18 protein-coding genes and 1 pseudogene are annotated in these 21,028 nt (G+C 70.8%); 9 read left to right on the forward strand and 10 right to left on the reverse strand.

Annotated features, from left to right (window positions below):
* The 4 genes from E4F61_RS03205 to E4F61_RS03220 all read right to left on the reverse strand — a co-directional run.
* A partial coding sequence (locus E4F61_RS03205; RefSeq protein WP_133478231.1) for a SufB/SufD family protein occupies positions 1-1,147 on the reverse strand: 1,147 nt, incomplete at its 3' end.
* A 1-nt stretch (position 1,148) separates the two neighbouring features.
* The gene (gene sufC, locus E4F61_RS03210; RefSeq protein ID WP_133478232.1) at positions 1,149-1,913 is read right to left on the reverse strand and encodes a Fe-S cluster assembly ATPase SufC; all 765 of its coding nucleotides are present in this window, start codon (positions 1,911-1,913) and stop codon (positions 1,149-1,151) included.
* 55 nt (positions 1,914-1,968) lie between these two features.
* Entirely contained in the window at positions 1,969-3,417 is a 1,449-nt protein-coding gene (gene sufB, locus E4F61_RS03215) for a Fe-S cluster assembly protein SufB (protein ID WP_133478233.1), read from the reverse strand.
* 8 nt (positions 3,418-3,425) lie between these two features.
* Positions 3,426-3,878 (reverse strand): SUF system Fe-S cluster assembly regulator, encoded by a 453-nt coding sequence (locus E4F61_RS03220; RefSeq protein WP_133478234.1) that lies wholly within the window; start codon positions 3,876-3,878, stop codon positions 3,426-3,428.
* Between the two features lie 160 nt (positions 3,879-4,038).
* Between E4F61_RS03220 and E4F61_RS03225 the strand changes: the two are divergent.
* A pseudogene (locus E4F61_RS03225) lies at positions 4,039-4,503 on the forward strand (SET domain-containing protein); the annotation flags it as partial.
* Between the two features lie 211 nt (positions 4,504-4,714).
* Positions 4,715-6,982: a DUF5916 domain-containing protein gene (locus E4F61_RS03230; protein ID WP_133478236.1), complete on the forward strand. Its 2,268-nt coding sequence runs from the start codon at positions 4,715-4,717 to the stop codon at positions 6,980-6,982.
* Here E4F61_RS03230 and E4F61_RS03235 read toward each other — a convergent pair.
* From E4F61_RS03235 to E4F61_RS03245, 3 genes are read right to left on the reverse strand one after another with little or no spacing between them, the layout of a single operon-like run.
* Entirely contained in the window at positions 6,964-7,437 is a 474-nt protein-coding gene (locus E4F61_RS03235) for a putative toxin-antitoxin system toxin component, PIN family (RefSeq protein ID WP_133478237.1), read from the reverse strand. The genes E4F61_RS03230 and E4F61_RS03235 overlap by 19 nt on opposite strands.
* 7 nt (positions 7,438-7,444) lie before the next feature.
* Positions 7,445-8,095 carry a hypothetical protein gene (locus E4F61_RS03240; protein ID WP_133478238.1) on the reverse strand — a complete coding sequence of 217 codons (651 nt, stop codon included), beginning with the start codon at positions 8,093-8,095 and terminating at the stop codon, positions 7,445-7,447.
* A gap of 16 nt (positions 8,096-8,111) precedes the next feature.
* Positions 8,112-8,672, reverse strand: coding sequence for a DUF1439 domain-containing protein (locus E4F61_RS03245; protein ID WP_133478239.1), 561 nt, complete (start codon positions 8,670-8,672; stop codon positions 8,112-8,114).
* A gap of 141 nt (positions 8,673-8,813) precedes the next feature.
* Between E4F61_RS03245 and E4F61_RS03250 the strand changes: the two genes are divergently transcribed.
* Together E4F61_RS03250 and E4F61_RS03255 are read left to right on the forward strand one after the other, a co-directional pair.
* Entirely contained in the window at positions 8,814-9,275 is a 462-nt protein-coding gene (locus tag E4F61_RS03250) for a CHRD domain-containing protein (RefSeq protein ID WP_133478240.1), read from the forward strand.
* Between the two features lie 118 nt (positions 9,276-9,393).
* The gene (locus E4F61_RS03255) at positions 9,394-10,074 is read left to right on the forward strand and encodes a glycine zipper 2TM domain-containing protein (protein WP_133478241.1); all 681 of its coding nucleotides are present in this window, start codon (positions 9,394-9,396) and stop codon (positions 10,072-10,074) included.
* Positions 10,075-10,128: 54 nt separating this feature from the next.
* Here the strand turns inward: E4F61_RS03255 and fusA are convergent, their stop codons facing one another.
* Positions 10,129-12,162 carry an elongation factor G gene (gene fusA, locus E4F61_RS03260; RefSeq protein WP_133478242.1) on the reverse strand — a complete coding sequence of 678 codons (2,034 nt, stop codon included), beginning with the start codon at positions 12,160-12,162 and terminating at the stop codon, positions 10,129-10,131.
* Between the two features lie 289 nt (positions 12,163-12,451).
* Between fusA and E4F61_RS03265 the strand changes: the two genes are divergently transcribed.
* A complete protein-coding gene (locus E4F61_RS03265) occupies positions 12,452-12,880 on the forward strand; it encodes an OsmC family protein (RefSeq protein ID WP_133478243.1) in 429 nt (142 codons plus the stop codon).
* Positions 12,881-12,890: 10 nt separating this feature from the next.
* Here the strand turns inward: E4F61_RS03265 and E4F61_RS03270 are convergent, their stop codons facing one another.
* Complete coding sequence (locus E4F61_RS03270) at positions 12,891-13,766, reverse strand: PhzF family phenazine biosynthesis protein (RefSeq protein ID WP_425480098.1); 876 nt, start codon at positions 13,764-13,766, stop codon at positions 12,891-12,893.
* Positions 13,767-13,783: 17 nt separating this feature from the next.
* The gene (locus tag E4F61_RS03275) at positions 13,784-14,644 is read right to left on the reverse strand and encodes a PhzF family phenazine biosynthesis protein (RefSeq protein ID WP_133478245.1); all 861 of its coding nucleotides are present in this window, start codon (positions 14,642-14,644) and stop codon (positions 13,784-13,786) included.
* A 157-nt stretch (positions 14,645-14,801) separates the two neighbouring features.
* Here E4F61_RS03275 and E4F61_RS03280 point away from each other — a divergent pair, with 157 nt between their 5' ends.
* The 4 genes from E4F61_RS03280 to E4F61_RS03295 all read left to right on the forward strand — a co-directional run bounded on the left by E4F61_RS03280 (position 14,802) and on the right by E4F61_RS03295 (position 21,026).
* Complete coding sequence (locus tag E4F61_RS03280; RefSeq protein ID WP_238382779.1) at positions 14,802-17,396, forward strand: bifunctional aspartate kinase/diaminopimelate decarboxylase; 2,595 nt, start codon at positions 14,802-14,804, stop codon at positions 17,394-17,396.
* Entirely contained in the window at positions 17,389-18,747 is a 1,359-nt protein-coding gene (murL, locus tag E4F61_RS03285; protein ID WP_133478247.1) for a UDP-N-acetyl-alpha-D-muramoyl-L-alanyl-L-glutamate epimerase, read from the forward strand. Before E4F61_RS03280 ends, murL begins: the two co-directional genes overlap by 8 nt.
* The gene (gene murD, locus E4F61_RS03290; RefSeq protein ID WP_133478248.1) at positions 18,728-20,137 is read left to right on the forward strand and encodes a UDP-N-acetylmuramoyl-L-alanine--D-glutamate ligase; all 1,410 of its coding nucleotides are present in this window, start codon (positions 18,728-18,730) and stop codon (positions 20,135-20,137) included. Before murL ends, murD begins: the two co-directional genes overlap by 20 nt.
* Positions 20,138-20,201: 64 nt before the next feature.
* Complete coding sequence (locus E4F61_RS03295; RefSeq protein ID WP_133478249.1) at positions 20,202-21,026, forward strand: dienelactone hydrolase family protein; 825 nt, start codon at positions 20,202-20,204, stop codon at positions 21,024-21,026.
* Positions 21,027-21,028 lie beyond the last annotated feature (2 nt).

Consider the following 21,028-nt stretch of genomic DNA (forward strand, 5'->3'; position numbering starts at 1 on the left):
TGCCGCGCGAGCGGAGGTAGAACAGCGAGGTCGGATCGAGCTGGCCGACGGTGGCGCCGTGCGCGGCCTGCACCTCGTCGGCATGGATGACGAGCACGGGCTGGGAATCGATTTCCGCCGCGTCCGAGAGCAGCAGGTTCTTGTTCGACAGCGCGGCTTCGGTGCCGTCCGCGCCCTCGCGGATCAGGATGCCGCCGTGGAAGGCGGCGCGTGCGCGGCCGCCCGCGAGCCCGCGCCAGGTCAGCTGGCAGCGACCGTCACGACCGACGTGGTCGATCCCCAGGCGTGTGTCGAGATGGCGGCGGCCATCGGCGAGCAGAACGCCGTTGGCGTTCGCACAGGCGCGTTCGCCCTGCAGCGCGATGTCGAGTTCGTGGCGGGAGAGCGCGGCGCCCAGCTCGAGATCCAGCCGATCGTAGGTGGCGTCGCGATCGAGCACCGCGTCGGTCCGCGCGAACAGCGTGGCGCCTGTAGCCTCGTCCTGAAGGCGGGCGTGCGCGAGGCGCGCACCGGCCATCAACCGGACGTGTACGACGGTGGTCGCGAGGTTGGAATGCGTGGACGCCGCGACCACGTGTTCGACGAGCGACGCGCGCGCGCCTTCGCCGAGTTCGATGCGATGGCGCAGGTGGGAGGCGATGTCCGTGCCGGTGGCGGCGCCGATCGACACGAGATGCAGCGGCCGCTCGACGACGGCGCCCGGCGCGACGCGCACGACCGCACCGTCGGCGGCGAGCGCGGTATTGAGGCGCGCGAACGGGCGGTCGGCCCGATCGTCGGCGTCGGCGAAGATCGCGCTGGCGTCACCGCGCTCGAGCAGGGCCGCCAGCGGCTCCACGTCGAGGCCCGCAGGTAGGTCCGAGAGCGCGCTCAATCGCGCGGAAACCCGGCCATTGACGAACACGATCCGCGGCGACGGGATGCCCGCGACCCAGGCCGTGTCCTCCGGTGCCGGCTGCGGCGCGGCGAACGCGCGTCGCTCGAGCGCGCGCAGGCTCGTGTATTTCCATGCTTCCACGCGCGGACCGGGCAGGCCGTCGCGGCGCAGCGCTTCGAAGGCCTCGCGACGCAGCGGCGAAAGTGCGCCGGCGTCGCGGGAGGGCAACGTGTCGAACGGCGCGGTCAGGCTGTCGAGCAATGCGCTCATGTCAGGCGTCGACCCCGGGCGCCACGCGGTCCTTCAGCCACGCATAGCCGTGCTGCTCGAGCTCGAGCGCGAGTTCGGGGCCGCCGGTCTCCACGATGCGGCCCTCGGCGAGCACGTGCACCACGTCGGGCCGGATGTAGTCGAGCAGGCGCTGGTAGTGGGTGATCACGAGGAAGGCACGCTCGGGCGAGCGCAGCGCGTTGACGCCGTCGGCCACGGCCTTGAGCGCGTCGATGTCGAGGCCGGAATCGGTCTCGTCGAGGATCGCGAGCTTCGGCTCGAGCAGGGCGAGCTGGAAGATCTCGTTGCGCTTCTTCTCGCCACCGGAAAAGCCCTCGTTGACGCCCCGGTGCAGAAGCTCGTCCTTCAGGTGCAGCACGGCGAGCTTCTCGCGTACGAGCTTGAGAAACTGCATCGAGTCGAGCTCGGCCTCGCCACGCGCCTTGCGCTGCGCGTTGAGTGCCGAGCGCAGGAAGTAGGTGTTGTTAACGCCGGCGATCTCGACCGGGTACTGGAAGGCGAGGAATACGCCGGCGGCGGCGCGCTCCTCGGGTTCCAGCGCGAGCAGATCGCGGCCTTCGAACTCGATCGTGCCGTCGACGACCTCGTAGCCCTCGCGGCCGGCCAGCACGTTGCCCAGCGTGGACTTGCCCGCGCCGTTCGGGCCCATGATCGCGTGCACTTGGCCCGGCGCGAGCTCCAGCGTCAGGCCCTTAAGGATCTCCTTGCCGGCGACGCGGACGTGGAGGTTTTCGATCTTCAGCATCGTTTCGATTCCGGTGAATTCATGCGGTGCGGCGCGTGGAACGTGCGTGCGCGGCTCAGCCGACGCTGCCTTCCAGGCTCACTTCCAGAAGCTTCTTCGCCTCGACGGCGAATTCCATCGGCAACTCGCGGAAGACCGACTTGCAGAAGCCGTCGACGATCATCGACACGGCGTCTTCCTGCGAGATGCCGCGCGAGCGGCAGTAGAACAGCTGGTCGTCGCTGATTTTCGACGTCGTCGCTTCGTGTTCCACCTTCGCGCCCGGGTTGCGCACCTCGATGTACGGGAAGGTGTGGGCGCCGCACTTCTTGCCGATCAGCAGCGAGTCGCACTGCGTGTAGTTGCGCGCGTCCTCGGCGGTGCGCTCGACGCGCACCAAGCCGCGGTAGGTGTTCTGACCGCGCCCGGCGCTGATGCCCTTGCTCACGATCTTGCTCTTCGTGCGCTTGCCGACGTGGATCATCTTGGTGCCGGTGTCGGCCTGCTGGCGGTGGTGCGTCAGCGCGACCGAATAGAACTCGCCAACGGAGTCGTCGCCGATCAGCACGCAGCTCGGGTACTTCCAGGTGATCGCGGAACCGGTCTCCACCTGCGTCCAGCTGATCTTGCTCTTCGCGCCGCGGCACTCGCCGCGCTTGGTCACGAAGTTGTAGATGCCGCCGACGCCGTTCTCGTCGCCGGGGTACCAGTTCTGCACGGTGCTGTACTTGATCTCCGCGCCTTCCAGCGCGACCAGCTCGACGACGGCCGCGTGCAACTGGTTCTCGTCGCGCATCGGCGCGGTGCAGCCTTCGAGGTAGGAGACGTAGGCGCCGTCCTCGCAGACGATCAGCGTGCGCTCGAACTGGCCGCTGCCGCTGGCGTTGATGCGGAAGTACGTCGACAGCTCCATCGGGCAGCGCACGCCCTTGGGGATGAAGACGAAGCTGCCGTCCGAGAACACGGCGGAGTTGAGTGCGGCGAAGAAGTTGTCGCCCACCGGCACCACGCTGCCGAGGTACCGGCGCACGAGGTCCGGATACTCGCGGACCGCCTCGGACATCGACATGAAGATGACGCCCTTCTCGGCCAGCTCCTTGCGGAACGTGGTGCCGACCGACACCGAGTCGAACACGGCGTCGACCGCGACGCCCGCGAGCTTCGCGCGCTCATGCAGCGGCACGCCGAGCTTGTCGTAGGTGTCGAGGAGCTCCTTCGGCACGTCGTCGAGCGACTTGTACTTCGGGCCCTTGGGCGCGGAGTAGTAGCTCAGCGCCTGGAAGTCGATCGGCGCGAGCTCGACCTTCGCCCAGTTCGGGGGCGTCATGGTGAGCCAGTGGCGGTACGCGGCCAGGCGCCAGTCCGTCATCCACTCCGGCTCCTCCTTCTTGGCGGAGATGGCGCGGATGATGTCCTCGCTCAGGCCGGCCGGGAACGTGTCCGACTCGATGTCGGTGACGAAGCCGGCCTCGTAGCGTCGGCCGAGCTGCTGGTGGATCTCGGCATTGGCGATGTGTTCGTTCATGGGGTACCTCAGGCGCTCGCGAGGCGCACGTCGATGCGTCGCGCGGCGCGTGGATCGGGTTCCGGCTCGAGCATGTCCTGCAGCGTGATGCCGCGCAGGGACTGCACGATGACGTCGTTGATGCGGCGCCAGTTGCGGCGCATGCCGCAGGACGACTCCAGGCCGCAGTTGCCGTCGTGGACGCTGCAGTCGGTGACCGCGAGCGGGCCTTCCATCGCCTCGATCACGTCGATCAGCGCGACGTCGCGGGCCGGCCGGGCCAGCCGGTAGCCGCCGTGCGCGCCACGGAAGCCTTCGACCAGCGCGGCCTGCGCGAGCGGCTTGAGCACCTTGCTGACGGTGGTGGCCTCGAGCCCGGCGCGCTCGGCGATGTCCGAGGCGCTGAGCACCTCGCCGGGCGAGGCGGCAAGCACGCTCAGCACCACGGCGGCGTAGTCGGTGAGTCGGGTGATCCGCAGCATCGGAGGGGCCCGTCGCGGGAATTGAATACGGACCGGAATTGTACGATTTAACCGCCCGGGCCGCCACGGCCGCTCCCGCGGCCGGTGGGCCAGGCGTGGCGTGGATGACCGCGGCGTGCAAGCGCGGCAGAATGCGGCTCCCCTCCAGCCGGTCCACCGCATGCCCAGCAAGATCGTCGCCCGCCGCTCCGCCATCCACGGCACCGGCGTGTTCGCCACGGCGCCGATCGCCAAGGGCGAGCGCATCATCGAGTACAAGGGCGAGCGCCGCACGCACGAGGACGTCGATGCCGGTGACGAAGGCTCGGCCGAGTCGGGCCACACCTTCCTGTTCACGCTGAACGACGAGTACGTGATCGACGGCGCCCGCCGCGGCAACGTCGCCAAGTGGATCAACCACAGCTGCGCGCCGAACTGCGACTCGATCATCGAGGAAGCCGAGGGCGACGATCGCACCCGCGACCGCGTGTTCATCGAGGCGAAGAAGGCGATCAAGCCGGGCGAGGAGCTGACGTACAACTACGGCATCACGCTGGGCGAACCGCATACCGCCCGCCTCAAGAAGATCTGGGGCTGCATGTGCGGGCAGAAGAACTGCACCGGCACGATGCTGCAGCCCAAGCGCAAGCCGGCGGCGAAGAAGGCCGCCGCGAAGAAGGCCGCGAAGCCGGCGTCGCCCGCGCGCGGCGACCGTGCGGGCAAGGCAACGCGCAAGCGCGCGTGACGGAACGGGGACGCGCGTCGTCCCCGGCCATGACCATCGACCCTCGGCCGCCCCCGCGCGGCCGGCTACGCTGCGGCGCCCAACGGCACCCGTGCCCGTCCGGATACGCCGCATGCCCGTTACGTCCCGCGCGCTGCTCGCGCTCGCCATCTTCCTGCCGCTTCCGTCGCTGGCCGCGGCGATCAAGGTCGACGGCCGCATCGACCCGGCCGAGTGGGCCGACGCCCGCCGCATCACCGATTTCCGCCTGACGCAGCCGCTGTCCCGCGTCGCGGCGCCGTACCCGACCGAGGCCTGGATCAAGGCGACGCCCGATGGCCTCGCCGTGGCGTTCCGCAGCGAGCAGCCGGCGGGCATCGAACGGCGCCGCCAGCGCTTCCAGCGCGACCAGGGCGGGCCGGTCGACCGGGTGAACCTGTACGTCGATTTCGACGGCGACGGCCGCGCCGGCTACAACTTCATGGTGTCGCTCTCGGACAGCATCGAGGACGGCACGATCACCAACGAGAACCAGTTCAACCACGACTGGGATGGCGCATGGCGCCACGCGGTCACGGAAGACGACGCCGGCTGGTCGGCCGAGATCCTCGTTCCCTGGTACATCGCGCCGATGCAGCAGACCGCCTCGGACACGCGGCGGATCAAGGTGCAGCTCGACCGCGTGGTCGGCGTCACCGGCGAGCGCATGTCGTGGCCGGCCGTCAGCTACACCGAGCCGCGCTACCTCACGGCGTTCGAGCCGATCGACATTCCGAAGTACAGCCAGTCGTTGCTCGCGGTGACTCCGTACGTGGTGGGCGTGCTGGACAACGTGGCCGGTCGCACGGACTTCGATGCCGGCGCGGACGTGTTCTGGAAGCCGAACGGGCAGTTCCAGCTGTCGGCCACGCTCAATCCCGACTTCGGCCAGGTCGAGAGCGACCAGCTCGTCGTGAACTTCGGCGCGGTGGAGACGTTCTTCAGCGACAAGCGTCCGTTCTTCACCGAGAACCAGAGCTTCTTCGACGTGCCGTTCGGCTCGCTCGGCAACGCGAACCGGCTCATCTATACGCGCCGCGTCGGCGGCACGCGCGACGACGGCGAGGGCGCCGGCGACGTGACCGCGGCGGTGAAGCTCAACGGCAGCGCGGCAGGCATCAACTACGGGGTGTTCGCGGCCACGGAGGCCGACGAGGTCGGCCGCGACTTCTACGCGCTGCGCGCCACGCGCGATCTCGGCACGCAGGGCTTCGGCGCGATGCTCACGCGCGTCGACCGTCCGTACTTCGACCGGGTGGCGACCGTCGGCGAGTTCGACCATCGCTGGGCCCCGGCGAACGGGCTCACCCTGCGTACGACGCTGGTGGCCTCCGACGTCGAGCAGGCCGGCCGCTCGATCCGCGACACCGGCGGCCAGCTGCGCATCGACCACGATTTCGGTGCCGGTCGCCGCCAGCAGCTCTACCTGCTGCATACCGGCGATCGCCTGCAGCTCAACGACTTCGGCTACCTCGACCGCAACAACTTCAACTACGCGCGCTACGAGATCTCCAAGCGCTTCACCGACCTGCCGGCCTCGTCGCCCTACGCGAGCCACCAGTGGCGCTTCGCGACGTCGCGGCGCATGAACGATCACGGGCTGCTGATTGCCGATGCGATCGCCGTCAACCGCTCCAGCGAGACTCGTGACGGCGGGAGCGAGTTCGTCGAAGTGGCCGGCTACAGCGCGGGGCACGACGACCTGGTGACGCGCGGCCATGGCGCCGTGCGCCTGCCCGCGCGGCCGTACGCGTTCTACGAGCGCGATTTCTCGCGCCGCGGTCGCTGGGGGTTCTACGCCAATGCGCAGTACGCGGCGGAAGGGCTGGGCGGCTGGAAGAAGGGCCGCATCGCCACGGAAGTATCGTCGCGCTACTACTTCAGCGACAGCGCCAACCTCGGGTTCTCGCTGTCGCTGCAGCACAACCCGGACTGGCTGCTGTGGCGCGGCGAGCGCGGCGGCGGTGCGCCGTCGCTGGCGACCTACCGCTCGAACCAGATCTTCGCGTCCGCCGCCGGCACCTGGCTGATCGGCCCGCGGCAGGAGCTGCGCGTCAAGCTGGAGTCGATCGGACTCGATGCACGCGCGCTGCGGTCGTACACGTTGTCGCCGGACGGGCGCGCGATGCCGGTCGCGTTGCGCCATGACGATTTCGGACTCGGCAACCTCGGCTTCCAGGTGCGCTACCGCTACGAGCTCGCGCCGTTGTCCGACCTGTACATCGCCTACGTGCGCGGCGGCAGCCTGTTCGAGGAACGCCTCGATGGCGAGTTCCGCGCGGGCCGCCAGCTGCTCGACGCCTTCGAGCTTCGCGACAGCGAGCAGTTGCTGGTGAAGCTCGCCTACCGCTTCGACATCTGATCGGTCGCGCGGGCGACGGACTTCGGTGCGGCGAGCGCATCGCGCCACGCGGACGGCGGCACGATGGCGAGCCCGTGCTCGCGCGCCATGCGACCGGCCATGCGCAGCAGCTCGGCATCGCGCGTGAGCAGCGCGCGGGCCCGGGCGGCGACGGCGATCTCGAGGAAGGCCTGGTCGTCGGGGTCGCGGCAGCGCGGCAGCCGCATCGCTGGCACGTCGATCGTCGTCGCGAGCGACCGGGCCACGGCGAGATGCGCCGCGGCGGCCTCGCCATCGAGCGCGAGCGCGTCATAGCCGAGCACCCGCGAGAGTTCGTCGAGCGCCCGCGCGTCCACGGCGATGCGCACGCGCCCGGTGCGTACGTCGTCGGTCAGTCCGTTGAGCGATGGATCGCGGAACACCAGCAGATCGAGCCACGCGTTCGTGTCGAGCACGAGCGTGGGCGGTGCGCGCATCGCCGCCTCAGGGCGCCACGTCGCGCACGGCCGCCGACATGATCCGCCAGTTGCCCGCGGGGCCGCGCTGCACGGTGTAGGTGGCGATGACATGGCGATCGCTGCCGTCATCGGCCTTTCCTCGCACGTCCACCGGCACGGTGATGCGCCCGCCGGCGTCGGTGGAGGGCGCGCCGACGCCGGCGTCGAAGGGCGCATTGCGGGCGAGCTGCAGCACCGCGGAGTCGTTCGGCGTCGTCGACCACATCGTCTGCCCGCGTGCGAGCGCGCCCGACCCGAGCGCCGCCATGTATTGCGTGACCAGGTTCGCGGCCGCGGCCGCGTCGGCGGCCGACGGCGGGGGCGGCGCGGGCGAGGGCACCGGCGCGTCCGTGGCGTTGTCGACGGGCGTGTCGCCGGCGAGCGCGGTGTCGTCGACGGGTGCGGGCAGCGCGGGCGCATCGACGGGCGTCGTCGTGGCGACGGCGTCGGCGGGCACCTCGCGCGGCGGAGGCGGCGAGGTCGGCATCCCGGTCACGCTGGTGCCGGGCGCCGCCTCGGGCGCCGGCAGGGTGCCGGCGGGCGCATCGTCGACGGCCGAGGGCACGCCCTTCGACGCGCCGCGGTCGTCCCCGCGGCACGCGGCAAGCGCGAGCGGCAATGCGAACGCGAGCAGCACGCCCGCGACGCGGCGATCAGTCGCCGAGCTTGACCACCACCTGCCCGTCCTCAATTTTCGTCCCCTCGACGCGGCGCGCACCCAGGCGGCCGATCAGCGAATCGTCGAACTGGTAGATCGGTTCCTTCTGCGACCAGTCCGACAGCCAGTCGTTGAGCGCGGCGCGCAGCGTGTCGCCCATGCGACCGCCGAGCGAACCGACCTCCACGTTCTCGATGCGCGGCTCGAAAAGATGCAGGCCGCGCGTGGCCGGATCGTAGCGCAGCGCGCTGGTCAGCGTGAACGAACCGTCGGGGTTGCGCGACGCGCGACCGAGCGCGCCGACGGCCATGTCGAAATCGACCTGCAGCCGTCGCTCACCGGGCGGAATGGAGAGGCGCGGGTTCATCAGCGTGAGCGTCACCAGGCCGCCGAGCTTCTGGTAATCGCGGGGAAAGCGCTTGACCAGCCGTTCCTGCAGCTGCGGTTGGCTGAACGTGATCGAGTCGCCGAGTAGCGCGGTGACGGTCGAGCACGCGGTGGTGAGGAACAACGCCGCGGACGCGGCGAAGACGAGGGCGGGCAGGACTCGACGCATGGGGATCTCCAAGCAATGCGCGCACGTTGCGGCGCCGAAAGTGAATGAGAAGTCAGCGTGCGACGGCCGCGACGCGCGTCTTCACGGAATCACGCCGCGTCGACCGGGAGGCTTGTCTGCGGACTGTTCCGGAGCGCCGCCATGCACCGACTCGCGACGTCGATCGCCCTGCTGCTTCTGACCCTGCCGCTGTGCGTATCGGCGCAGGAAGTTCGCCTGCGCGGCATGTTCAGCCTGGTGCGTGCACCCGCCGCCGACACGCGCCCGCCGACGGGCGAGGCACGCGCCGTCGTCGACGAGGACGGCCGCGTGCGCGTCGACCTCGTGGTGGCGGGGCTGACCGAGCGCGCCACGTCAGCGACGCTGCACACGGGCGACGCCGGCGAGAACACGGAGCAGGTGGCGCGGCTGGATGTCGCGGCGGACGACGGCGAAGCGCGCGTCATCGGCGGTCGCGTCGACCTGACGCCGCTGGTCGCGCAACAGGTGCGGGCGGGAAGCGCCTACATCGTGCTGCGCACGAGCGAGCATCCGGATGGCTTCCTGCGCGCGCAGCTCGCGCCGCAGGCGCGGACGTTGGGGTCGGTGTCGAACGGCCCGTGACTCTTCACTTCGCGTAAACGGCGGCTGAGCGGTTCCAGCGGATCGGGCCCAATTCAGGATGCGGTAATCGCGCCACCCCGACGATGCCCCTGCGCCATCCCGGCGTCAGGAGCCTTCAATGAAGCACGTCACCGCCAGCGTCCTCGCGCTCGCCCTGACCGCCACCGCGGGTACGGCGTCGGCACAGCAGTACTCGTCCTACCCGTCGAACGGCTACGGCTCGCAGGGCTCGTACTCCGATTACGCCCGCGTGGTGCGCGTGACGCCGGTCTACGACTCGCGCGGCGCCTATGCGGCCAGCACCGGCGGCCAGCGCTGCACCGAGAGCCGCACGTACTCGGGTTACGGCAACGACCGCTACTACGACCCGAACGACCGCAATGGGGACGGCTACCCGGACGACCGCTACTACGGCGATACCTACGGCCGCGACCCCTACGGCAACGTGCGCCAGCCGACGCAGGGCGGCAGCACGGCGGCGACGGTGATCGGCGGCATCGTGGGCGCGGTGGTCGGCAGCCAGGTCGGCGGCGGCAGCGCGCGCTACGCCACGTCCGCGATCGGCACGATGGTCGGCAGCCAGGTCGGCAAGCAGATCTACGACAACGCGCATCGCCAGCCGGCGCGCGTGGGCCGCGTGGTGACCTGCGACCCGATGTACGACCGCGACTACCAGACCGGCCGCAACGTCTCGATGTACGACGTGACGTACGAGTACGGCGGTCGTCAGTACACCACCCGCACGAGCTACGACCCGGGCAGCCGGATCCGCGTGCGCGTGGATGTGCATCCCGAGTAATCGGGCGACGCGTGATCGAAAAGGCCGGCGGATGCCGGCCTTTTCATTGGTGCCTCAGTCCTCTTCGACCTTCGGCCGGTAGCTTTCGACCAGCTTCTGCTGGACGTTCGCCGGCACCGGCTCGTAATGGCTGAAGTCCATCGAGTAGCGCCCGCGACCGGCGGTGATCGACTTCAATTCCGCCGCGAAGCCTTCCAGTTCCGACAGCGGCACCTGCGCCTTCACCGACACCTCGCCGCGTGAACCGTCGGTGCCGAGGATGCGCGCGCGCTTGCCGGCGAGGTGGCCGCTGACATCGCCCATGTTCGCCTCGGGCGCGACCACCTCGAGGTCGACGATCGGCTCCAGCACCTGCGGCCGCGCCTTCAGCACGGCGTCGACGAACGCGCGCTTGCCCGCGGTGACGAACGCGACCTCCTTGCTGTCGACGGGGTGGTGCTTGCCGTCGTACACGGTCACGCGCACGTCCTGGAGCGGATAGCCGGCGACGGCGCCGCTCGACAGCGCCTGCCGCACGCCTTTCTCCACCGCCGGGATGAACTGGCCGGGGATCGTGCCGCCCTTCACCTCGTCGGCGAACTCGAAGCCTCGGCCACGATCGAGCGGCTCGATGCGCAGGAACACTTCGCCGAACTGGCCCGCGCCCCCGGTCTGCTTCTTGTGCCGGTGATGGCCTTCGGCCCGGGTCGACACCGTCTCGCGATAGGCGATGCGCGGCGGGCGCGACTTCACTTCGACGCCGTAGCGCTCCTTCAGTCGATCGAGGTTGATGCGCAGGTGCAGGTCCGACAGCCCGCGCACGATCGTCTCGTTGGTCTCGACGATGTGCTCGACCTGGAAGCAGGGATCCTCCTCGGCTAGCTTGTGCAGCGCGGTCGCGAGCTTCTGCTCCTGGCCCTTGCTGGCGGCGTCGACGGCGAGGCCGAACATCGGCTTCGGGAACGCGAGCGGCGCGAGGTGGATCTGGTCCTCGTCGTGGCTGTCGTGCAGCACGGCGTCGAAATGCAGGTCCTCGACCTTCGCCACCGCCGCGATGTCGCCCGGGATCGCCTGGTCGACCTCCACGTGCTCCTTGCCGCGCAGCTTGAACAGGTGGCCGACGCGGAAGGGCTTGCGGCCGTCGTCGACGAACAGCTGCGTGTCCTTCTTCACCGTGCCCTGGTAGACGCGGAATACGCCGAGCTTGCCGACGAACGGGTCGTTGACGATCTTGAAGACGTCGGCGATGACATGCGCCGAAGGATCGGGCTTCGCGTCGACCGGCTCGGCGTCGGCGCCGCGCACGAACGGCGGCGGGTTGGCCTCGCCGGGGTGCGGGAACAGGCGCTCGGTAACGTCGAGCAGTTCGCGCACGCCCACGCCGCTGCGGGCCGAGCAGAACAGCACGGGCACGAGGTGGCCCTCGCGCAGGCACTGTTCGAAGGCGTCGTGCAGCTCCTGCCCGGACAGGCCGCCCTCGCCGAGGTCGAGGTAGTGCTCCATCACCGTCTCGTTCACCTCGACCACCTGGTCGATGATCTTCTGGTGCCAGTCGGCGACCGGGCCGAAATCGCTGTCGCCGTCCGCGGTGCCGAAGCAGTCGACCACGGCGGTGCCGCCGCTCGCCGGGAGGTTCAGCGGCAGGCATTCGTTGCCGAAGGTTTCGCGCAGCTCTTCCAGCAGCGCACGGCAGTCGCCGTGGTCGATCTTGTTGACGACGATGGCGCGGCACAGCCCGCGGTTCTTCGCGTAGTCCATCATCCGGCGCGTGCCGTATTCGATGCCCGCGTCGCAGGCGACGACCACCGCGACCGTCTCCACCGCCGCGAGCGCAGAGAGCGCCGGGCCGCGGAAATCGGGATAGCCGGGCGTGTCGATCAGGTTGACGTGGATGGACGCGTGGTCGGTGCTGGCGATGCCGACGTCGATCGAGTGGCCGCGCTGCTTCTCGATCGGGTCGAAGTCCGACACCGTGCTGCCGCGCTCGATGCTGCCTGCCGCCTGGATCGCGCCGCCGGCATGCAGCAGGGCTTCGAAGAGCGTGGTCTTGCCGGCGCCGGGGTGGCCCGCGAGGGCCACGTTTCGGATCTGTTCGGTGGTGTAAGCCATGTCCGGAGCTCCTTGTGGGGGAAGGGGAGCAGCCGTCCGGGGGCGTCTGAAGTCGGCGTCATGTCCGGCCGCATCGCGGGCCGAGGGAGCGGTCCGGGATGCGCCGTCATGGCTGTCCGCGAGCACGCCTGCGCGGTCGCGCGGCGGGCCGTCATGGCGGGGCTGTCGCGACGATAGCGCGTGCCCGTTCAGCCGTCGCGTTGCGCTGCACAAGCGCGCCGCCGCGCTCACGGGGACTTTCTGTCTGGCGCGTAGCCTGCGCCTCTCCCCTGTTCAGGAGACACGTCCGATGGCCATCACCCGCCACGCCACCGCCCGCTGGGAGGGCGACCTCAAGTCCGGCAGCGGCCGCCTCAACACCTCGCAGAGCGGCCTGCTTCAGGACACCCGCTACGGCTTCAATTCGCGCTTCGGCGACGAGAAGGGCACGAACCCGGAAGAGCTGATCGCGGCGGCCCATGCCGGCTGCTTCGCCATGGCGCTCTCGGCGCTGCTGACCGAAGCCGGCCACCCGCCCACCTTCATCGAATCGCGGGCGAACGTGGAGCTGTCGATGGACGGCGGCCCGCACGTCGCGCAGATCCGCCTGGGCGTGCGCGGGGAGGCACCCGGCGTGTCGCCCGAGCAATTCCGGACCTACGCGGAGCAGGCGAAGGCCAATTGCCCGATCTCCAAGGCGCTGGCCTCGGTGCCGATCTCGCTCGAGGTGGAGGGCTGAGGCTGCGCGGCTACCAGTCGATCGAACCGGTCACGACGGTGCGGACGTGGCCGCCCGACCACACGTCGCCGGCCGCGTCGACCTGCAGTTGCAGGCGCGCGTCGAAGCCGACCTCGCGGCCCTGGCTCACCGTGTAGCGTCCGTCGCGGCCGGGCAGGCGATCGTTCTGCGCGAGCCAGGCGGCCAGCGTCGCGTTCGCCGCGCCCGACGCGGCGTCCTCGAACTGCGCCGGCGCGCCGACGAATGCGCGCACGACGAGGTCGTAGTCGCCGCCCGCATCGGCCTTCGCGAAGGCGCAGACGCCCATGCTTTCGCTGCGGGTGGCGAGCTGGGAGATCGCACCCCATGCCGGTTCGAGCGCGCGCAGGCTCGCCTCGTCGGCCAGCTCGACCAGCCACCAGCGACGGCCGCCGTCCATCAGGGCGGGCGGCAGCGCGCCGAGCCGCATGCCGGCGATCGCGCGCGCGATGCGCGGATCGTCCGGCGTCGCGGTTTCCACCAGCCGCGCGCGTGGCGTGCGTACGGCGATCGTGCGCGCCGCGCCGACGCCGTCGACGCGCAGCGGCAACGTGCCGGCGAGGCCTTCCTGCATCAGCACGCCGTCGCGCGGTTGTGCCAGGCCGGCCTGGAGCACCACGTGCGCGGTGCCCACGCTCGGATGCCCGGCGAAGGGCACCTCGCGGCGCGGACTGAACATGCGGATGCGATAGCTCGCCTCCGCGCTCGTCGGCGGGAACACGAACGTGGTCTCGGGTAGGCGGGTCCAGCGCGCGATCGCCTGCATCGCATCGTCGTCGAGGCCCTCGGCATCGAGCACCACGGCGAGCGGATTGCCGGCGCCGGGCCGGTCGGCGAAGACATCGAGCTGGATATAGCGACGGGTCATGACGGCAGGAATAGCGCTCACCATGTGACGGTGCCGCGGACCACCGCCTGCACGCGGCCGCCGATCCAGGCCTCGCCGTCGCTGTCGACCCGCACGTCGACGCGGCCGTCGCGGCCCACTTCGCGGCCCTGGCTGGCCACGTAGCGCCCGCCCCGGGACAGGCGGCCGGCGTCGGCCAACGCGGCGGCGATCGTGGCGTTCGCGCTGCCGGTCACGGGATCCTCGGGAATGCCGTCCGCGGGGCAGAACGCACGCACCACGCGGTCGTAGCCCACGCCGCCGTCGGCCTCGGCGAATACCGCGAGGCCGACCGCCGAATCCGCGGTGAGTGCCGTGATCGCCGCGAGGTCGGGCCGCATCGTGCGCACCGCGGCCTCGTCGGCGAGTTCGACGACCCACCAGTGCGGGCCGTTGTCCCACAGCGCGGGTGCCAGCGGTCCGCGGCGCAGGCCGGCGAGCGCGGCGTCGAGCAACGGTCCGGCGCCCTCGGGACCGGCGATCCGCCGCGCGCGCGGTGCGCGCACGCGGATCGCGCGGCCTTCGCCGACGTCGACGGGCAACTGCCCGGCCGCGCAGTCCTGCACCAGCGACCGGCGATCCGCCGTTGCGACGCCCGCCTCGATCGCCGCCCACGCGGCACCCACGCTCGGGTGGCCCGCGAACGGCAGCTCCTGCCGCGGCGTGAAGATGCGCACGCGGTAGTCGGCGCCTTCGCCGGGCGGCAACAGGAAGATCGTCTCGGACAGATTCGTCCAGTTCGCAAACGCCTGCATCGCGGCCGTGTCGAGGCCATCGGCATCGACCACCACCGCGAGCGGATTGCCCGCGCCGGGGCGATCGGCGAACACGTCGAGTTGGAGGAAACGGCGCTGCGTCATGGAATCGGCGTCCGGATCGGGGGCGCGCATTGTCGCCGGCCACGGGCGGGCCCGTCATCGAATAAAATCGCGCGTTCCCATGAGCGCGCGAGCCCGGCCGGGCCGCGCGCTTCCACGTCCGCCCGCGGCGTCGCCGCACGGCTCTCCAGGAAACCTCGTGACCGCTTCGACGCGCTGGGTGGTACTCAAGTTCGGTGGCACTTCCGTGTCCCGCCGGACCCGTTGGGACACCATCGGGCGACTCGCGGCCAAACGCGCCACGGACGAAGGGCTGCGGGTGCTCGTGGTGGTGTCCGCGCTGTCGGGCGTGACCAACGAGTTGCAGGCGATCGCGAACACCGGCGCCGGTGCCACCACCGCGTCGAGGATCGACGCGCTCATCGCGCGCCATCGTGAGTTCTGCGCGGAACTGGGTCTGGACGCCGACGTCGTGCTGGGCGAACGGCTCGCGGCCCTGCGCGCGCTCGCGGCGGATCCCCGTGCCGTCGATCGCGGCCTCGACTGGCAGGCCGAGGTGCTGGGGCAGGGCGAGTTGCTGTCGTCGACGCTCGGCGTCGCCTACCTGCGCTCGCAGGGGCTCGACATCGGCTGGTGCGACGCGCGCGAGTGGTTGAACGCCGTGGCGCTGCCGAACGCGAGCGACTGGGCCGGGCGCCTGTCGGTGAACTGCCAGCACCGCACCGATCGCGACTTCGCCGAGCGCTTCACCGCGCAGCCGACGTCCATCGTGCTGACGCAGGGCTTCATCGCGCGGCATGGCGACGGCGGCACCGCGATCCTCGGCCGCGGCGGTTCCGACACCTCGGCCGCGTATTTCGGCGCGCTGCTCGGCGCCGCGCGCGTCGAGATCTGGACCGACGTGCCGGGCATGTTCACCGCCAATCCGCGCGAAGTGCCGGACGCGCGCCTTCTGGCCCGCCTCGATTACGCCGAAGCGCAGGAAATCGCGACCACCGGCGCGAAGGTGCTGCATCCGCGCTCGATCGGACCGTGCCGCGACGCCAACGTGCCGATGGCGATCCTCGACACCGAGCGCCCCGAGCTGCCCGGCACGCGCATCGACGCGTCCGCGGCGACGGTGCCGGGCGTCAAGGCGATCAGCCGGCGCAACGGCATCGTGCTGGTGTCGATGGAATCGGTGGGCATGTGGCAGCAGGTCGGCTTCCTCGCCGACGTGTTCGAGCGCTTCAAGAAGCACGGCCTGTCGATCGACCTGATCGGCTCGTCGGAAACCAACGTCACCGTGTCGCTCGACCCGAGCGAGAACCTCGTCACCACCAACGTGCTGGCCGCGCTGAGCGAGGACCTCGCGCAGGTCTGCCGCGTCAAGGTGATCGCGCCCTGCGCGGCGATCACGCTGGTGGGCCGCGGCATGCGCTCGCTGCTGCACAAGCTGTCCGACGTGTGGGCCACGTTCGGGCGCGAGCGCGTGCACCTGATCTCGCAGTCGTCGAACGACCTCAACCTCACCTTCGTCGTCGACGAAGCGGACGCCGAAGGCCTGCTGCCCACGCTGCACGCCGAACTCGTGCGCGGCGGCGCAATGCCGGTGCTGGACGAGAGCGTGTTCGGCCCGGCCTGGCGCGACGTCGTGCACCGCAGTCCCGAGCGCGCGACGCCGTGGTGGATCACGCATCGCGACGCGCTGCTGCGCAAGGCGGGCGAGGGCACGCCGCGCTACCTCTACCACCTGCCGACCGTGCGCGAGCGCGCGCGCGCGCTGCTCGGCGCGGGCCCCGTCGACTGCGGCTTCTACGCGCTCAAGGCGAACGCGCATCCGGCGATTCTGCAGGCGCTGGAGGCCGAAGGCTACGGTTTCGAGTGCGTTTCGCTGGCGGAAGTCGAGCATGTGCGGCACGTGCTGCCGGGGCTCGATGCGTCGCGCATCCTGTTCACGCCGAGCTTCGCGCCGCGCCGCGAGTACGAGGCGGCGTTCCAGGCGGGCGTCAACGTCACGCTCGACAACCTGGAGATGCTCGAGCGCTGGCCGGACGTCGTGCGCGGCCGCAGTGCGTGGCTGCGTCTCGACCTCGGCCATGGCGAGGGCCACCACGAGAAGGTGAAGACCGGCGGTGCCGAGGCGAAGTTCGGCCTGCCGATCGCGCGGTTCGACGCGTTCATGGCGAAGGCGCGCACGCTCGGGCTGCGCATCACCGGCCTGCATGCGCACCTCGGCAGCGGCATCGACGATCCCGCGCACTGGCGCGAGGTCTACGGCACGCTCGCTGCACTGGCCGATTCGAGCGACGGCATCGACACCATCGACATCGGCGGCGGTTTCCCGGTGCCTTACACGCCGGATGCACGCCCGTTCGACCTCGACGCCTGGCGCGAGGGCGTGCGCGCGATCAAGTCCGCCTACCCACGCTGCCGCCTGGCGATCGAGCCGGGCCGCTACCTCGTCGCCGAGTCGGGCGCGCTGCTGCTGCGGGCGACGCAGGTGGTGGAGAAGGACGGCATCACGCGGCTCGGCCTCGATGCGGGCATGAACGCGCTGGTGCGGCCCGCGATGTACGACGCCTACCACGGCATCCACAACCTCACGCGCCTCGACGATGCGGTGCTGGCGACCTTCGACGTCGTCGGCCCGATCTGCGAGAGCGGCGACGTGCTCGGTCGCCACCGCCGCCTGCCGGCCGCCACGTGCGAGGGCGACGTCGTGCTCATCGCCGATGCCGGTGCCTACGGCATGGCGATGGCGAATACCTACAACCTGCGGCCGCTGCCGGCCGAGGACATCCTCGATGACTGACTGGCGCTTCTCGCGCGACTCCATCCGGAGCTTCCGCTTCGTACGCTGCGATTTCGACGCTGGAACGGGCGTCGCGCGGCTCGTCTATGCGTTCGACGACGGCCCGGAGCTGATCGAAACGATCACCATTCCCGGCGCGCCGTTCGCGCTCGACGCACCGCGTGCCCGTGCCGTCGAACAGGCATTGCGGCTGCTGCACCTGATCGCCGGCGTGAGCTACTACAAGGCAGCGGTGCCGCGCGATATCCGCATCGAGGGCTATGCGGTCGACGCCGCGACGGCCGCGCTGCTGACCGAGGTCTACGAGAACGGCCTCGGCGAGTTCGCGTACCGCAACGGCCTGCGGCTGCGCGGCACGATCCGCTTTCCGGCGATCGGCGATGCGGCGAATCCGGCCGCCCCGGTCGGGCTGCGCGAGCATGCGCTCACCGCGATCGGCGGCGGCAAGGATTCGCTGGTCAGCATCGAGGCGCTGCGCAGCGCGGGCATCGAACAGACGGTGACGTGGATCGGCGGCTCGCAGCTGATCCAGGCCTGCGCCGAACGCACCGGCCTTCCGACGCTCAACATCGGCCGCCAGCTCGCGCCGCAGCTGTTCGAGTACAACCGCAGCGGCGCGTGGAACGGCCATATCCCCGTGACGGCGGTGAATTCCGCGATCCTCGCGCTCGCCGCGCTGCTGCATGGCGTCGACCAGGTGGTGTTCTCCAACGAGCGTTCGGCCAGCTACGGCTCGATGATCGAAGGCACCGGCGAGGTCAACCACCAGTGGTCGAAGGGCTGGGCCTTCGAGCAGGCGTTCGCGTCGCACCTGCGCTCGCACGTCGCTTCGGACCTCCGCTATTACTCGCTGCTGCGTCCGCTCAGCGAACTCGCGGTGGCGCGCCAGTTTGCGAAATCCGACCGCTACGACCAGCACTTCTCGAGCTGCAACCGCAACTTCCACATCCTCGGCGAACGTCCTGCGCAGCGCTGGTGCGGCATCTGCCCGAAGTGCCATTTCGTCTTCCTCGCGCTCGCGCCGTTCATGAGCAAGCCGCGACTGGTCGGCATCTTCGGGCGCAATCTGCTCGACGATCCGGCGCAGACGCCCGGCTTCGACGCGCTGCTGGAATACCGCGACCACAAGCCCTTCGAGTGCGTCGGTGAAGGGCAGGAATCGCGCGCGGCAATGGCGACGCTCGCGCAGCGTCCGGAATGGCGCGAGGACGCGATCGTGGAACGGTTCGCGCGCGAGGTGCTGCCGCAGCTCGGCGAGGTGCCGTCGATTCCGCCGCTGCTCGTGCTGTCGGACGAGCACGGCATCCCCGATCCGGTCTGGTCCCGCCTGCATGCGCATTTCGCAGCTTGACGGACAGCGCGTCGCGCTCTGGGGCTGGGGCCGCGAAGGCCGCGCCGCCTATCGCGCGATCCGCTCGCGCCTGCCGTCGCTTCCGCTGACGCTGTTCTGCAGCGCCGACGAAGCCGCCGACGCCCGCGCGCTCGGCGATGCCGCGCTCGCGATCGAGACGCATGTCGACGGCGCGGCGCTATCGCGCTTCGCCATCGTCGTGAAGTCGCCGGGCATCAGCCCGTACGGGCATGCCGCGACCGCCGCGCGCGAACGGGGCACGCGCTTCATCGGCGGCACCGCGCTGTGGTTCGGGGAACACGCCGGCCACGATGGCGTCGTGACGAACGCGGTCTGCGTCACCGGCACGAAGGGCAAGAGCACCACGACGTCGCTGCTCGCGCACCTGCTGCGCAGCGGCGGGCATCGCACCGCGCTCGCCGGCAACATCGGCCTGCCATTGCTCGAGCTGCCGGACGCCACACCGCCGCCGGCGTACTGGGCCATCGAGCTGTCGAGCTACCAGACCGGGGATGTCGCCGCGGGTGGCGCGCGGCCCGACGTCGCGGTCGTGCTGAATCTGTTTCCCGAGCATCTGGACTGGCACGGCTCGCAGGCGCGCTACGTCGAGGACAAGCTCGCCCTGGTGACGCAGGCACGGCCGCGCATCGCCGTGTTGAATGCCGCCGATCCCGTGCTGTCGGGCCTGCAATTGCCGGGCGTCGATATCCGCTGGTTCGGCGATGAGCGCGGCTGGCACCTGCGCGGCGACGTGCTGCACCGTGGCGACGAGCGGGTGCTCGACACGCTCGGCCTGCCGCTGCCCGGCCGCCACAACCGCGGCAACCTGGCGGCGGTGCTCACCGCGATCGAAGCGCTCGGTCTGGACGCGCGACCGCTGGCCGCCGCGGCCTTCGACTTCCGCCCGCTGCCGCACCGCCTGCAGACGCTCGGCGAGCGCGACGGCGTCACCTATGTCAACGATTCGATCAGCACCACGCCACATGCCACGCTGGCGGCGCTCGAGTGCTTCGCCGGGCGCGGCGTCGCGCTGCTCGTGGGCGGGCACGACCGCGGGCTCGACTGGTCCGGGTTCGCGGACGCGATGAAGTCGCGTGCGCCGCGCGCGATCGTGACGATGGGCGCGAACGGGCCGCGCATCTTCGAGCTGCTGCGGCCGGTGGCCGACGCCGGGGGCTGGTCGCTGTCGCAGGCGGCGGACCTCGGCGACGCCATGGCGCGGGCGACTAACGCGCTCCGGGGCGCGCCGTCGCCGGTGGTGCTGCTGTCGCCGGGTGCGCCGAGCTTCGGTGCCTACCGCGACTACGTCGACCGCGGCCGAGATTTCGCCCGGCGTGCCGGCTTCGACCCGGACCTGATCAGCACCATCCCCGGCCTCGGGATCGGCTGAGCCTCCACGCCGACGGGGTCCGGCCGGCGCTACGCTCCGGCCTTCCCACCGTGTGGAGTCGACCATGAACCTCCGATACCGACTGCGCATCGCACTCGCCGCCGGCTGCGTGCTGGTCGCTGCCCAGGCGCCGGCCGCCGTGCGCACGCGCGACATCGCCTGGACCGTCGGCGGCCAGGCGTTCCAGGGCGTGCTCGTCTACGACGACGCGGGCGCGGCCCGCCGCCCGGGACTGGTGATGGTGCCGAACTGGATGGGCGTCAACGCTTCCGCCGTCGAGAAGGCCAAGCGGGTCGCGGGCCGCGACTACGTGGTGCTCGTCGCGGATGTCTACGGACGCGGTCTCCGGCCCCGCAATGCGCAGGAGGCGGGCGCGGCCGCGGGTGCACTGAAGGCGGATCGACCGAAGCTGCGCGCCCGCATGCTCAAGGCGGTGGACGTGCTGCGCGCGCAGTCCGGGAATGCGCCGATCGATGCGAGGCACGTGGGCGTGTTCGGTTTCTGCTTCGGCGGCACCGCGGCGCTCGAGCTCGTGCGCGGGGGCGCAGCGGTCGACGGCGTGGTCACACTGCATGCGGGCCTCGATGCGCCAACGCGCGCGCCGGCGCGTGGCGCGAAGTCGCCCGTGCTCGTGCTGAACGGCGCGGCCGACAAGTCCGTCAGCCGCGACGACGTGGCGCGCCTGCAGGCGGAGCTGACCGCGGCGGGCGCCGATTGGCAGTTCGTCGATTTCGGTGGCGCCGCGCACTGCTTCGCCGAAGCCGATGCCGGCAACGACCCGAACAGCAATTGCCGCTACGACCCGCGCCAGGCGCCGCGCGCGTACCGCATGATGGGCGACTTCTTCCGCGAGCGCTTCGCGGCGGCGCGTGGCGCGCCGGCGAAGTAAAC

The sequence above is a fragment of the Cognatilysobacter segetis genome (assembly GCF_004359965.1).
Taxonomy (GTDB): domain Bacteria; phylum Pseudomonadota; class Gammaproteobacteria; order Xanthomonadales; family Xanthomonadaceae; genus Cognatilysobacter; species Cognatilysobacter segetis.